This window comes from Rhodoferax sp. GW821-FHT07F03 (genome assembly GCF_059418745.1).
Window position 1 is genome coordinate 181,930 of the sequence record NZ_JBWKQM010000001.1, and the last position, 13,357, is coordinate 195,286.

Annotated in this window: 10 protein-coding genes and 1 pseudogene; 3 read left to right on the forward strand and 8 right to left on the reverse strand. The window is 64.2% G+C overall.

Features of this window, described 5'->3' with window-relative positions; all coding sequences use genetic code 11:
* Positions 1 to 7: 7 nt before the first annotated feature.
* Entirely contained in the window at positions 8 to 3,256 is a 3,249-nt protein-coding gene (locus AC07R0_RS00785; protein WP_495103403.1) for an EAL domain-containing protein, read from the forward strand.
* A gap of 29 nt (positions 3,257 to 3,285) precedes the next feature.
* Here AC07R0_RS00785 and AC07R0_RS00790 read toward each other — a convergent pair whose 3' ends face one another.
* The 5 genes from AC07R0_RS00790 to AC07R0_RS00810 all read right to left on the reverse strand — a co-directional run bounded on the left by AC07R0_RS00790 (position 3,286) and on the right by AC07R0_RS00810 (position 7,328).
* The gene (locus AC07R0_RS00790) at positions 3,286 to 4,092 is read right to left on the reverse strand and encodes a LytR/AlgR family response regulator transcription factor (protein WP_495103404.1); all 807 of its coding nucleotides are present in this window, start codon (positions 4,090 to 4,092) and stop codon (positions 3,286 to 3,288) included.
* A gap of 3 nt (positions 4,093 to 4,095) precedes the next feature.
* On the reverse strand, positions 4,096 to 5,148 hold the full coding sequence (locus AC07R0_RS00795; protein WP_495103405.1) for a sensor histidine kinase: 1,053 nt from the start codon (positions 5,146 to 5,148) through the stop codon (positions 4,096 to 4,098).
* Positions 5,132 to 5,422 (reverse strand): 2TM domain-containing protein, encoded by a 291-nt coding sequence (locus AC07R0_RS00800; RefSeq protein WP_495099124.1) that lies wholly within the window; start codon positions 5,420 to 5,422, stop codon positions 5,132 to 5,134. Before AC07R0_RS00800 ends, AC07R0_RS00795 begins: the two co-directional genes overlap by 17 nt.
* A gap of 33 nt (positions 5,423 to 5,455) precedes the next feature.
* Positions 5,456 to 5,878 (reverse strand): DUF2306 domain-containing protein, encoded by a 423-nt coding sequence (locus AC07R0_RS00805; protein WP_495103406.1) that lies wholly within the window; start codon positions 5,876 to 5,878, stop codon positions 5,456 to 5,458.
* An 82-nt stretch (positions 5,879 to 5,960) separates the two neighbouring features.
* Entirely contained in the window at positions 5,961 to 7,328 is a 1,368-nt protein-coding gene (locus tag AC07R0_RS00810) for a chloride channel protein (protein ID WP_495103407.1), read from the reverse strand.
* A 57-nt stretch (positions 7,329 to 7,385) separates the two neighbouring features.
* Here AC07R0_RS00810 and AC07R0_RS00815 point away from each other — a divergent pair, with 57 nt between their 5' ends.
* Positions 7,386 to 7,874: a MarR family winged helix-turn-helix transcriptional regulator gene (locus AC07R0_RS00815; RefSeq protein WP_495103408.1), complete on the forward strand. Its 489-nt coding sequence runs from the start codon at positions 7,386 to 7,388 to the stop codon at positions 7,872 to 7,874.
* A 28-nt stretch (positions 7,875 to 7,902) separates the two neighbouring features.
* Positions 7,903 to 9,156 carry a putative Na+/H+ antiporter gene (locus AC07R0_RS00820; protein WP_495103409.1) on the forward strand — a complete coding sequence of 418 codons (1,254 nt, stop codon included), beginning with the start codon at positions 7,903 to 7,905 and terminating at the stop codon, positions 9,154 to 9,156.
* 61 nt (positions 9,157 to 9,217) lie between these two features.
* On the opposite strand, the pseudogene AC07R0_RS00825 reads toward AC07R0_RS00820, so the two are convergent.
* The 3 genes and pseudogenes from AC07R0_RS00825 to AC07R0_RS00835 all read right to left on the reverse strand — a co-directional run bounded on the left by AC07R0_RS00825 (position 9,218) and on the right by AC07R0_RS00835 (position 13,191).
* A pseudogene (locus AC07R0_RS00825) lies at positions 9,218 to 9,946 on the reverse strand (MgtC/SapB family protein).
* Between the two features lie 36 nt (positions 9,947 to 9,982).
* On the reverse strand, positions 9,983 to 12,685 hold the full coding sequence (gene mgtA / locus AC07R0_RS00830) for a magnesium-translocating P-type ATPase (RefSeq protein WP_495103410.1): 2,703 nt from the start codon (positions 12,683 to 12,685) through the stop codon (positions 9,983 to 9,985).
* A gap of 287 nt (positions 12,686 to 12,972) precedes the next feature.
* A complete protein-coding gene (locus AC07R0_RS00835) occupies positions 12,973 to 13,191 on the reverse strand; it encodes a hypothetical protein (protein ID WP_495103411.1) in 219 nt (72 codons plus the stop codon).
* Positions 13,192 to 13,357 lie beyond the last annotated feature (166 nt).

Consider the following 13,357-nt stretch of genomic DNA (forward strand, 5'->3'; position numbering starts at 1 on the left):
CTGACGCATGGCAAAAATATTGGTGGTGGACGACCAAGCTCCGAACCGTGAACTGCTAGTGACCCTGATTGGCTACACCGGGCACCAAGCCCTGGAAGCATCGGATGGCGCCGAGGCTCTGGCCATCGTGCGAGAGCAGAGGCCTGACCTGGTGATTTCGGACATTCTCATGCCCACCATGGACGGCTACGAGTTCGTGCGCCAGCTACGCGCCGACCCGCTGGTGGCGGCCACCGAGGTGATCTTCTATAGCGCGCACTACCGCGAGCGCGAGGCACGTAACCTGGCCAAGAGCTGTGGCGTGACGCGCGTCCTGGTCAAGCCCAGCGAGCCCGAAGAAATCTTGCGTGTCATAGAGCAATCTCTGCAGCGGGTGCCTGAGCCTGTCGCGCCACCGGATGTGGAAGCCTTTGACCGCGCGCATCTGCAGGTGATGACCGACAAGCTGTCTGAAAAGTTGGATGACCTGCGCGCCACCAACCGCCGCCTGGAAGCCCTGAGCACGCTCAATCTGCACCTGGCATCGGAGCAAGACCCCTACACGCTGCTGGACAAGGTGTGCCGTGGCGCCCGTGATTTGATGGGGGCCAAGTATGCCGTGTTGTGCGTGAACGGCAAAAACGGTGGCCCGGCCGTGTTCTTCACCAGTGGCATAGACCCCAGCTTGCTGCAGACGCTGGAGCACCCGCATGTGGAAACCGGCGCTTTGGGACTGGTGTATTCCCGGCGCCAGTCCGTGCGGATGGACTGCCCGGGCGGTGAGCCCACGGCCATAGGACTGCCGGCCAACTACCCGCAGCTGCACAGCTGTCTGCTGGCCCCGGTGGCATCGATTTCACATTGCTACGGCTGGATTTGCCTGGCAGACAAACTGGGTGCCGGCGGCTTTAGCGAAGAAGACGAAAGCATGGTGGCCACCATGATGGCCCAGGTCGGTCGTATTTACGAAAACGGCAGCCTCTACACCACGGTACGCCAGCACGCAGAGCAGTTGCAGATCGAGATTACACAGCGCCAGCTGGCCTCAGAAGCACTGCAGGCCAGTGAAGAGCGGCTGTACCGGGCGCAGATACTGGCCAAGCTGTCCCACGTCATCACCGGACCACAGGGTGTGGTGGAAAGCTGGCCTGACACCTTGCCGCCTTTGTTGGGTCTCAAGCCCGAAGAAATGGTGGACTCTGCCCGCGCCTGGTTGACGCTGGTGCACCCGGATGACCGCGCGCTGGTCAGGGCCAAGATGCAGGAGGCCGATGCGACTGGCACGCGGGTGGACTTCACCTACCGCATGCGGCACAGCAATGGCTCGGTGATCCATATCCGCCAGGTCACAGAGCAATTGATGGACTCCGAGGGGCGGCCAGTGCCGGTGCGCTGGTTCAACACCATCCAGGACGTAAGCTACCAGAAGGAGGCCGAGCGTCGTATTCAGCGGTTGAACCGTGTGTACGCGGTGCTCAGCGGTATCAACACGCTGATTGTGCGTGTGCGCAAGCGCGATGAGCTGTTTAACGGAGCCTGCCAGATTGCGGTCGAGCATGGCCGCTTCCAGATGGCGTGGCTGGGCGTGGCGGACTGGCATGCCATGCAACTGATTCCGGTGGCCTGTGCCGGGGCACCCCCGGATTTTTTGGCCTCCCTGCAAAACCGCTTCAGCCTGGAGGAGTGTGCTCCCATGGGTACCCCTATCTCCGTGCGCGCAGTGCAGAGCAAGCGCCCCATTGTGATCAACGATATGCAGGAGTACGCAGGCAGCTTGTACTTCCTGCAGACCATGGACCCGAGCGTCCGCTCCTTGGCCTATCTGCCACTGATGGTGTCCGACAAGGCCTTGGGGGTGCTGGTTCTTTCGGCAGACGAGACCGGCTTTTTTGACGACGAGGAAAAGCTGCTGCTGACCGATCTGGCCGGTGACATCGGCTTTGCCATGGACCACCTCGACAAGGAGGAGCGGCTTAACTACCTAGCCTACTACGACGTCATTACCGGCCTGCCAAACCGCAGCCTTTTCCTGGAGCATGTCAGCCAGCATTTCCGCCCGCATGACAGCGGCAAGAGCGTGCTGGCCATTGGTCTGGTGGATATTGAGCGCTTCCGTGTCATCAACGACACCATTGGGCGGCAAGCTGGCGACGCCTTGCTGCGCCAGGTGGCCGAGCGCATCCGTGCCAGCCGCGTGGGGTTGGACGCCGTGGCGCGGGTGGGGGTGAACTGCTTTGGCGTGGTGGTGCATGACCAGCGTGACGAGGGCGCGGTCGCGTTGATCCTGGAGCAGTTGTTGCGCGACTGCTTTGCCAAGCCCTACCTGGTGGACGGCACCGAGCTACGCATCGCCGGCAAAGCGGGCATTGCGCTCTACCCTGTGGACGGCAACGATGCGGAGATGCTGCTGCACAATGCCGAAGCAGCGCTCAAACGGGCCAAGAGCTCGGCCGAGTCTGTGCTGTTTTATGCACCCGAGATGGACACCCGTGTGGCCAAGGCGCTGGACCTGGAAAGTAGGCTGCGCACGGCACTGGAACTGGGACAGTTCGTGCTGTATTACCAACCCAAGATCAGTCTGGTGAATGGCCTGCTGACCGGTGCCGAGGCGCTGATACGCTGGAACGATCCGCAAACCGGCCTGGTGCCACCCGCGAACTTCATTCCCCTGCTGGAAGAAACCGGCCTGATTTACGAGGTGGGTCTGTGGGCCATGCGCCAGGCCATCCAGGACAATATGCGCTGGCGTGCCGAGGGCCTGACGCCCGTGCGCATTGCCGTCAATGTGTCGCCCCTGCAATTACGGCACCGCAATTTTGTGGCTGCGGTCCAGCAGTCCATCAGCGTGGACGAAAAGGCGGCGGCCGGGTTGGAGCTGGAGATTACCGAGAGCCTGATCATGGACGACGTGCAGACCAATAGCGAGAGCTTGCGGGCGATACGCGCCATGGGGGTGAGCATTGCCATTGATGACTTCGGTACCGGCTATTCCTCGCTCAGCCATTTGTCCCGGCTGCCGGTGGACACCCTGAAAATCGACCGCTCCTTTGTGCTGGAGATGGTGGCCGGTCCGCAAGGCCTGGCCCTGGTCTCCACCATCGTCACCTTGGCGCATTCCTTCCGCCTCAAGGTGGTAGCCGAAGGGGTGGAAACCAGCGAGCAGGAGCGTCTGCTGCGCCTGCTGGGCTGCGATGAAATGCAGGGCTATTTGATCAGCAAGCCGGTGCCGGCCGATGTCTTCGAGTCCCGCTACCTGGCCCAGCTGGCCAGCGGTTGAACGGCGGCTGAGTTCGCGGGCGGGCCGCCCTACATGGCTTTGAACAGGTGCGCGTAGAGGCGGCTCACGGCCAGCTTTTCGGGCCTGGCACGCAGCGTGAGCTGCAGCTTGCCGCTGGCGTCGCGCAGCACGCTGTCTATGCCCTGGGCCTGCACCACGGTGCCACGGTGTACCTGCCAGAAGCTGCGTGCATCCAGCTGCGGCAGCAGCTCCTTCAGTGGCGTGCGCAGCAGGTATTCATGCTGGGCGGTGAGCACGCGCACGTATTTGTCGGCGGCTTCCAGGTAGACCACCTCGTCCACCGGCACCAGGCGGATGGTGTTGCCATTGCTGGCCTGCAGCATCTGCAGCGGGGCCGGTGTGGCGACCGCCGGGCTACCCAGCAGGGCGCGCAGTTGCCCCAGCGTGGTTTCCAATTGGTTTGCTTCCAAATGTGTAGCGGCTGGCGCAGATGCCGCCAGCGCCAGCTGCAGTTTTGCCACTGTTTTTTGCAGACGGGTGGTTTGTACCGGTTTCAGTAGATAGTCCACCGCCTGGGCCTCGAAGGCCTGCACGGCGTAATCGTCGAACGCAGTCACAAACACCAGGGCGGGGAAGGGCGTGCCTCCAGGCCACTGGTCGGCCAACTCGGCGGCGGCCTCCAGTCCGTCCAGGCCGGGCATGCGGATGTCGAAAAACAGCAGCTGGGGCTGCAGCTGCAGGGCCTGGGCCACGGCGGACGCCCCGTCGGCCACGCTGGCGACGATGCGCAGTTCCGGCCAGGCTTGGGCCAGGGCGGTTTGCAGTGCCTGGGCCAGCAGGGGTTCGTCTTCGGCGATCAGGGCGGTGGCGTGCATGCTTCAGTGATTTATGAAAAATGAGGCTCTGGCGCAGGTACCACCTGCGCTGGCAGCTATTAACTCGATAGCGGATTGGGGGCCGTAGGCGGTCGTCAGCTGTTCGCGCGCCAGGCCCAGGCCGAAGCCGCCACCGGCCGCTGCGGAGGGCATGTCTGCCGGCGGCAGGCCTGCGCCGCTGTCCACCACCTCCAGCAGCACATGGTCGCCGCTGCGCCGGGCGCTGACCAGGATGCTGCCGCCCGCCACCTGTGGCTCCAGGCCGTGGCGTATGGCGTTCTCTACCAGCGGCTGCAACAGCAGGCTGGGCACGGGCAGGTCGACCAGCGCGGCGGGTAGGTCCAGCGTGTACTGCAGGCGCGGACCCATGCGCACGGCCATCAGCTCCAGATAGTCCTGCAGGCGGGCGAATTCGGCGCTGAGCGGGTGCATGGTCTGGCGTGACGCGCTCAGCGTGGCGCGCAGAAAATTCACCAGGCGATCCAGCATGGCGGTGGCGCGTGCTGGGTCCAGCGTGATCAGCACGCGCAGATTGGCCAGGGTGTTGAACAGCATGTGCGGCTCCAGCTGGGCCTGCAGCAGCTGCAGCCGGGCCTCGGCCATGTGTAGCTGCTGGGCGGCGTTACGCTCCCGCGCCTGGCGCAGTAGCAACTGGCTGATGAAGTAGTAGGTGCCGCCGGCGCCGGCAACCAGGCTGAGCACGAGGTAGGGCAGGCGGGCCAGGCTGTGCCAGTCCAGTGGCAAATCCAGCAGCAGCCGGGCCAGCACACTGCCGCCCAGGTAGCCCAGTAGCACACCGGCCGGCACGATCAGCAGCAGGCGCCGCCATTGGCGCTCGATGTCGCAGACCCAGAGGCGCGACACGGGTTCTATCGCCGCCCAGATGCCCAGGCCTATGCAGTGCGAAAACACCAGGTTGCTGGCCAGGTCGTAGGGACCGGCCAGCGTCAGGCCCAGGGCGATCAGGGTGTTCAGTGCCAGCACGGGGACCAGTACGGCCAGCACACGCGGCAGGGGCAGGCTGCTCAGGCGCATGCGGCTAGTTTTGCCGCTCACGCTCGCGTAGCAGGCGTGCGCGCTCCTGCTGCACCAGGCGTTCACGCCAGCCGCTGCCCGGCGGCAATACGAACACCACCAGGCCATGGATCAGCAGACCCAGGCCCCAGCCAAAGGCCGAGGTCAGCACAAAGTGCCGGCCGTTGTAGAGCGACAAAAAGGCCAGCCCGGTGTTCACCACCAGAAACACCAGGGCGTGGATGTACCAGCCAATCTTGCGGCCCGCGCGCCGGCGGGCCAAGGTTTCCAGATCATCGTAGTGGTCAGCAGACATGGGGGCTCCGGGGTAGGTGGGGATTGTGCATGCTCATAGCCAGCCAAGCCACTGGTTCCACACCAGTTGGCCTAGGGTACGCCGCGGCAGCAGGGTTAGTAGTCCGGTCACCACGCAGGCCACGAAGTACAGCCTCTGCATGACACGGCGGTGGGTCGCAATATCGCCGCCTGCCAAAGCGTGGAATGCGCGAAACAGGAAGACAGCGATGACCACGACCAGCAGGTGAATGGGTGTGTACCCCGCCAGGTTGGGCAGCTGGAAATCGCGGATGAACAGCGCGGACGTGGCGGTGATCAGCATCAGCGTCACCCAGGCATAGCCAAAAGCCCGGTGCAGGCGTGGGCGCTGGCTGCGGCCCTTACGCGCCCACAGGGCGACAGGGCCGGTGGCCACGGCCAGCAGGGCGGCGGTCATGTGGACGGCGATCAGGGGTGTGAGCGTTGCAATCGGCATGGCGGGCGGCAGTGAAATGGCAATGCCCGCACTGTGCCAGCGGCCGCGCGCTACGGCCAGCGGGCTGCGACGAACTGCAGATTCAGTGGTGCAAGCTGCTGCTATGCGGTGTGGGTGGCACAGGTAAAGGCTCGGGCAGGCGCCCTAGTTGTAGATTTGCCAGCGACGCGTACAGCGGTGCGCTGACCAGGCGTGATACCCCGCTGGCCACCAGCGCGCTGGTCATCAGGCTCAACACCAGGCCGTGGCCGTCCACCATCTCCATGACGATGATGAAAGAGGTCATGGGTGCCTGGGTCACCGCCGCCAAAAAGCCCACCATGCCCAGGGCAATCAAGGTGGGGGCGTTGGCATAGTGGGTCAGCTGTGCAATGTCGTTGCCCAGCGCACCGCCAATCGCCAGCGAGGGTGCAAAGATGCCGCCGGGCACGCCGGCCCAACTGGTGATCCAGGTGGCGCAGAACTTCAGCAGCACATACAGCGGCGCCAGGGCCGATGCATCGCCTGCACCTTCCAGCATGGCCCGCGTGTGGCCGTAGCCGCTGCCGTAGGCCGTGCCCTGGCTGGCGCAACCCAGCAGCGCCACCAGCAGGCCGCAGCCTGCGGCGAAACCTACCGGCGACCGCTTGCGCCAGCGGCTGAACTGGTCTTTGGAGCTGCCCGCCAGCGAAACCGCCAGCAGCCGCGCAAACAGCCCACCTGCGGCACCACTCAGCACCGCCACCAGCAAGCCGGGTAGCAGCAGGGCCCAGCCCAGGTTCTCCACCCGTATTACGCCGAAGTAGGTGGCGTTGCCGTAGACCGACACGGCCATCAGCCCGCTCAGCACGATGGCCGCCAGCACCAGGCCATTGCTGCGCTGCTCGGGCTTGCGCGCCAGCTCTTCGATGGCAAACATCACGCCACCCAGCGGGGTATTGAAGGCTGCAGCGATGCCGGCAGCGCCGCCGGCCAGCAGCAGGCCGTAGTCGGACACGCGGGCACCGCGCGGCAGCCAGCGCCGAGCATGGTGCATCACGCCCGCAGCAATTTGTACCGACGGGCCTTCGCGCCCCAGCGACAGGCCGGCCAGCAAGCCCCAGGCCGTCAGCAGCATCTTGGCTACCGATAGGCGCAGGGACACAAACAGTGCCCGTGCACCCGTGGGCACACCGGGCGTCATGGCCGCCATCACCTGCGGAATGCCCGAGCCCGCCGCACCAGGCGCAAAGCGCCGCGTCAGCCACACAATGGCCGCCGTGCAGGCCGGCGTCCACAGCAGGGGCAGCCACCAGGCATATTGGTTTAGTTGTGAGAAGTACGCTAGCGCATGTTCCGTCAGCCAGGTGAAACCCACCACGATGAGCCCGGCGAGTGCGGCAAAGCCCAGCACCACCGCGCGGCCGGCCCATAAGCGCCAGTCGGCGACCTCGCGCTGCAGCGCGGAAAAAACACGGGGATGTGGGTCCATGGGGGAGGGTGTGGAGAGGCGGTGTTTGATTTTATATTGCCCCAAATATAATTAGGCATGACCCGTAAAAAGCAGACCGTTGTGGACCCCGCCAGCACCGCCCAGGTGCTACGCCGCTTTCGCGTGGTGTTCAATGCCGTGCGCAGCCATTTCCAGCAGGTGGAGAACCAGGTGGGCCTGGGGGGCGCCCAGGTGTGGGCGCTGGGGGTGGTGCGCGACAGCCCGGGCATAGGCATGGGGGCTTTGGCCCAGCGCATGGACATCCACCAGTCCACCGCCAGCAATCTGGTCAAAACCCTGCAGCGTAAAGAACTGGTTCAGCTGGACAAGGCGCCCGAGGACCGGCGCAATGTGCGCCTGACCGTGACACCCGCCGGCCTGGCCGTGCTGCAGCAGGTGCCCGGCCCGTTTGAAGGTGTGCTGCCGCAGGCTCTGGGTAAACTGCCTGCAACCAGCCTGCAAAGGCTGGACCAGGATTTGGCCGAGCTGATAGGGCTGCTGAAGGCCGATGAAGAGGCAGGCAGCATTCCGCTGGCCCAGCTGTGATGTATCCAACCTACTTTCTACCCATGCCATGCAAGCCTCACTGATACAGACCGTCGCCGCCGCCTTGTTCGCGCTGGCGCTGCTGCACACCTTTGCCGCCAAATGGTTTGAGGGCCTGGCCCACCGGCACCCGCGCCATGCCGGCCTGTTCCATATCCTGGGCGAGGTGGAGGTGGTGTTTGGCCTGTGGGCTTTTGTGCTGGTGGTGGCGATGGCGCTGCTGACTACAGGCGCCGAGGCGCTGGCCTATGCCGAGTCGCGCCACTACACCGAGCCCTTGTTTGTTTTCGTCGTGATGGTGGTGGCCGCATCGCGCCCGGTGCTGGCGCTGGTGCAAAGCAGTTTGATGGCCGTGGCGCGCCTGGTGCCTTTGCCCACGCCGGTGGTGTTGGCCTGGCTGGGCCTGGCCCTGGTGCCGCTGCTGGGTTCGCTGATCACCGAGCCGGCGGCCATGACGCTGGCCGCGTTGATTCTGGCGCCGCTGGTGTTCCGCCAGGGCCCGCCCGAATGGCTGAAGTACGGCGCGCTGGGCGTGCTGTTTGTCAACGTGTCCATTGGCGGCACGCTGACCTCGTATGCCGCGCCGCCGGTGCTGATGGTGGCGGCCGCCTGGCAGTGGGACAGCGCCTTCATGGCCAGTACCTTCGGCTGGCGCGCCTGCGTGGCGGTGCTGGTGAATGCGACCGTGCTGGTGTTTCTGCTGCGCCGCCACTTGCACACACCTGCCGCGGGCAGCGTGGGTCCTGGTGCGCCGGTGCCCTTGCTGGTGAGTCTGATTCACCTGGGCTTTCTGGCTGCGGTGGTGGTGTTTGCGCACCACCCGGTGGTGTTCATCGGCCTGTTTCTGTTCTTCATCGGCTACACCCAGGCCTATGCACAGCACCAAAGCCCGCTGATCCTGAAAGAGGGGTTGCTGGTCGGCTTCTTTCTGGCCGGGCTGGTGGTGCTGGGCGGCATGCAGCAGTGGTGGCTGCAGCCCATCGTGTCCAGCCTGGCGCCCACGGCGCTGTTCTTTGGCGCGCTGGGGCTGACCGCGCTGACGGACAACGCGGCGCTGACCTATCTGGGATCGCTGATCGAGGGCATCTCCACCCAGTCGCAGTACATGCTGGTGGCCGGTGCCGTAGCCGGCGGGGGCTTGACGGTGATTGCCAATGCACCCAACCCGGCGGGTGTGGCGCTGCTGCGGCGTGGTTTTAATGAAGAGTCCATCGGCGCGCTAGGCTTGCTGGCTGGGGCGCTGGTGCCTACCGCCGTGGCGGCAGCCATGTTTTTGCTGTAGATTTGATAGCTGCTAGCGCAGGCAATACCTGCGCTAGCGGCCATTTTTATTAACAATAGCGTCAGTCCTCCGTGCTGGAGCTCCAGAAGGCTTGCACCACCCCGGGCTGTGCTTCGAGCAAGGCCATTACCTAGTTTAGTTCGTCGGCCTCTACCGCCGTGGCGTACAGCACGGCGGCAATCTCGGCGTCTGCCTGGCCAAAAGGGTGCTGGTCTACATCGCGCACCGGGTAGCTGGCCTGCTCCAGCAGTTCCACCAGTTTTTCACGCACGTCGGCCTGGGCCTCGCGTTTGCATATGGCGTAGACGGTGTAGGTGGCTTCGCTGGTTTCCTCGTTCACCGGGCGGCGGTTGATGCGGTTGACCACCGGGCGCAGCAGCGTGTTGCTGGCCAGCACAAACAGCGCCGCCAGCGCGGCTTCGGCCACCAGGCCGGCGCCGGCGCAGGCCCCCACGGCACCCGAACCCCACAGAGTGGCAGCGGTGTTCAGGCCGGTCACGTTGGCGCCTTCTTTCATGATGGCACCCGCACCCAGAAAGCCTATGCCCGATACCACATAGGCCACGATGGTGACGGCACCTTGCCCGCCGCCATGCAGTTCAAACAGCCGGTCGCCCAGCGATACAAAAATGGCGGCGCCTACCGCAACCAGGGTGTTGGTGCGCAGGCCTGCGGTGCGCTGGCGCACCTGGCGCTCCAGGCCAATCATGCCGCCGAGCACAAAGGCCGTGGCCAGACGGATGAGGGTGTCCAGCAGCGCCAGAGCATCGAAATATTGCAGAGCTTCCAGTGTTTTCATGCGGTGTTATCGTTTCTATAAATGGTCTTATTGCCAGCCAAATTTGCGGATGTAAAACTGCTTCAGCCATGTCGTCAGGACCATATAGGCCAGCAGAATCGCTGCCAGCCAGGGGAAGTAGGACAACGGCAGCGCCTGCAGTTTGAAATACGCGGCCAGCGGCCCCATGGGCAGGAAAATGCCGGCCGCCATGGTCAGTGCCGTCATCAGCATCAGTGGCCAGGCCGCGCGGCTTTCAATGAACGGAATCTTCGGCGTGCGGATCATGTGTACGATCATGGTTTGGGTGAGCAGGCCCACCACGAACCAGCCCGACTGGAACAGCGTTTGCTGGGCCGCGTTATTGGCTTTGAAGACGAACCACATCAGCACAAAAGTGGTGATGTCGAAGACCGAGCTGATGGGCCCGAAGAACACCATGAAGCGGCCAATGTCGGCCGGGTTCCATTTCAGCGGCGCCCGCACCAGCTCGTCGTCCACGTTGTCAAACGGGATGGCGATCTGCGATACGTCGTACATCAGGTTTTGCACCAGCAAGTGCAGTGACAGCATGGGCAAAAACGGAATGAACGCGCTGGCCACTAGCACCGAAAACACGTTGCCAAAGTTGGAGCTGGCCGTCATGCGGATGTACTTCAGCATATTGCTGAAGGTCTTGCGGCCTTCGATCACGCCTTCTTCCAGCACCATCAGGCTTTTTTCCAGCAGGATCAGGTCGGCGGCTTCCTTGGCGATGTCCACCGCGCTGTCTACCGAGATGCCGATGTCGGCGGCACGCAGGGCGGGTGCGTCGTTGATGCCATCGCCCAGAAAGCCCACCACATGGCCGTTGGCCCGCAGAGCGCGTACCAGCCGCTCCTTGTTCAGCGGCGATAGTTTGGCAAATACATTGCGATGCTCCACGGCATGGGCCAGCGCGGCGTCGTCCATCTTGTCGATCTGGTGGCCGAGCAGTACGCCCAGCACCTGCAGACCCACCTGTCGGCAGACCATGGCGGTGACGAGTTCGTTGTCGCCGGTCAGCACCTTCACCGCCACGCCGTAGTCCGCCAGGGCCTTCAAAGCCGGGGCGGTGGACTCCTTCGGTGGGTCCAGGAAGGCGACGTAACCCAGCAGCGTCAGCCCGGTTTCATCGGCCACCGCATACACGGTGCGGCTGCTTGGCGTCGTCTTCATGGCAACGGCCACGACGCGCAGGCCTTCGGCATTCAGCTGGCGGGTGACGTCCTGGATACGCAGCAGCATGTGCGCGTCCAGCGGCACATCTTGTCCATCTACCCGCACCTGGGTGCAGACCGAGAGCATTTCCTCCACCGCGCCTTTGCAGATGAGTTCGTGCTGGTCTTGCTGCCCGTCTACCACCACCGACATGCGCCGGCGCTGGAAGTCAAACGGCACCTCATCGATCTTGCGATAGCCCTGCGCCAGCGGCGCCTTGGCTTGCAGATCCACATGGTTCAGCACCGCGCGGTCCAGCAGATTCTTCAGGCCGGTCTGGTAGTAGCTGTTCAGGTAGGCGTACTGCAGCACTTGCGCGGAGGCATTGCCAAACACGTCGGTGTGGCGCTCCAGAACGATTTTGTCCTGGGTCAGCGTGCCGGTCTTGTCGGTGCACAGCACGTCCATGGCGCCGAAGTTCTGGATGGCATCCAGGCGCTTGACTACCACCTTGCGGCGCGACAGGATGACAGCGCCCTTGGCCAGCGTGGAGGTGACGATCATCGGCAGCATTTCAGGCGTCAGGCCCACGGCGATGGACAGGGCAAACAACAGGGCCTCGGCCCAGTCGCCCTTGGTGAAGCCGTTGATCAGCAGCACCAGCGGCGCCATCACCAGGGCAAAGCGGATCAGCAGCCAGCTGACGCTGTTCACCCCTGCCTGGAACGCGGTGGGTGCGCGGTCGCTGCGGGTGACGCGCAGGGCCAGGGTGCCAAAGTAGGTGTTGTTGCCGGTGGTGACCACCAGCGCCAGGGCGGAGCCGGACACCACGTTGCTGCCCATGAAGAGCAGGTTGGCCTGTTCCAGCAAGTTGTCGCTGCCCGAGCGGCGCTCTGCAAACTTTTCCACCGGCAAGGATTCGCCCGTCATGGCCGACTGGCTGATGAACAGGTCCTTGGCGCTCAGTACCCGGCAGTCCGCCGGGACCATGTCGCCGGCCGACAGCTGCAGCAGGTCGCCGGGTACCAGCTGCTGGATGGGCAGCTCGGTGTGCGTCGGCGGCATGTCCGCATGCGCCGCGTCCCGCCGCAGCACCGTGGCCGTGTTGCTGACCATGGCCTTCAACTGGGCAGACGCGCGGTTGGAGCGGCCTTCTTGCACAAAGCGGATCAGGGTGGACAAGACCACCATGCTGCCGATTACCACCGTACCTTTGTCGTCGTCGGTTAGATAGGACACGCTGGCCAGCACCGTCAGCAGCAGGTTGAACGGGTTGCTATAGCAGCGCCACAGATGTAGCCGCCAGGGTGCGGGCTTTTCATGTGCCACCTCGTTGGGGCCCACTTGCTCCAGCCGGCGTGCGGCCTGCGCATGCTCCAGGCCGTCGGCCTGCGTATCCAGCCGGGTTAGCAGCGCCGGCACGTCGTCCATGGCGGCGCGCAGCATCAGGCGGGAGAGGTGGCTGGTCGATGTAGTTTCGCTTGGGCTTTGTGCGCTTGCGCGGCGGCGCAGCAGGCGGGCTGCGTAGCGCATGCGCAGCAGGGCAAAGCCCCAGTATTTCAATGCGGTCATAGCGCTACTCCCTGCAGGGTGTGGGAGACGCCGGCGTGTGGCGATGGGGAACGCTGCAGCGCAGCGCGGGGAACAGGTGTGTGGAACAGCATGGGTTTCTCCTGGCGGCCGTGGCCCAGGAGCAAACGCCTCACGTGTTCAGGTGAGCCGGTGCCTCCAGGTCAGGGCCGGATGCGAGGGTTGGAAATAAATGGCAGTGGTGTTGAGAAGGCGGCGCATGCAGCGCCTACTGGGTGACGGGTCCATAGGACATCTCCTTTGCTAAAAATAGTTTGGTGCTCAGGGGCTCAGCGTGAACCGGCAAAAGCCTTGCTGTGCTGCAGTTGCAAAAAGCAGCGCAAGCGGTGGGTGGGCCAGACGCAGCCGTGGTCCAGCGCGTTGACGGCGTCCAGGGTCTGGGTATCTGCCTTGGCTGCCGGCGCATGCAGCGGCGTGGCTGCAGCTTGTGCGGCGTGGGTGGGCGTATGGGCAGCCAGGTCCCGGCGGGGGGCAAAGGGTAAAGGCATCGCGCGCTCCTGTACAAAGCAGGGCGCCCGAACGTTGACGGAGCAGCAATGAGTCGCCGGCAAAGACCAGGCTTTGCCTCAGCAACTACAAGCAATGGGAAGGGAGTGCGGCTACTTTCACACGGTGGGCTACACCGTCTGAAAGTGGTTCTGGCGGCTGTCTTGG

Bases quoted from the DNA above. Each gene is read 5' to 3' on its own strand.
- mgtA (WP_495103410.1), bottom strand. From the start codon at position 12,685: ATGACCGCATTGAAATACTGGGGCTTTGCCCTGCTGCGCATGCGCTAC.
- AC07R0_RS00820 (WP_495103409.1), top strand. From the start codon at position 7,903: ATGCAAGCCTCACTGATACAGACCGTCGCCGCCGCCTTGTTCGCGCTG.
- AC07R0_RS00835 (WP_495103411.1), bottom strand. From the start codon at position 13,191: ATGCCTTTACCCTTTGCCCCCCGCCGGGACCTGGCTGCCCATACGCCC.
- AC07R0_RS00805 (WP_495103406.1), bottom strand. From the start codon at position 5,878: ATGCCGATTGCAACGCTCACACCCCTGATCGCCGTCCACATGACCGCC.
- AC07R0_RS00790 (WP_495103404.1), bottom strand. From the start codon at position 4,092: ATGCACGCCACCGCCCTGATCGCCGAAGACGAACCCCTGCTGGCCCAG.
- AC07R0_RS00800 (WP_495099124.1), bottom strand. From the start codon at position 5,422: ATGTCTGCTGACCACTACGATGATCTGGAAACCTTGGCCCGCCGGCGC.
- AC07R0_RS00785 (WP_495103403.1), top strand. From the start codon at position 8: ATGGCAAAAATATTGGTGGTGGACGACCAAGCTCCGAACCGTGAACTG.
- AC07R0_RS00815 (WP_495103408.1), top strand. From the start codon at position 7,386: ATGACCCGTAAAAAGCAGACCGTTGTGGACCCCGCCAGCACCGCCCAG.
- AC07R0_RS00810 (WP_495103407.1), bottom strand. From the start codon at position 7,328: ATGGACCCACATCCCCGTGTTTTTTCCGCGCTGCAGCGCGAGGTCGCC.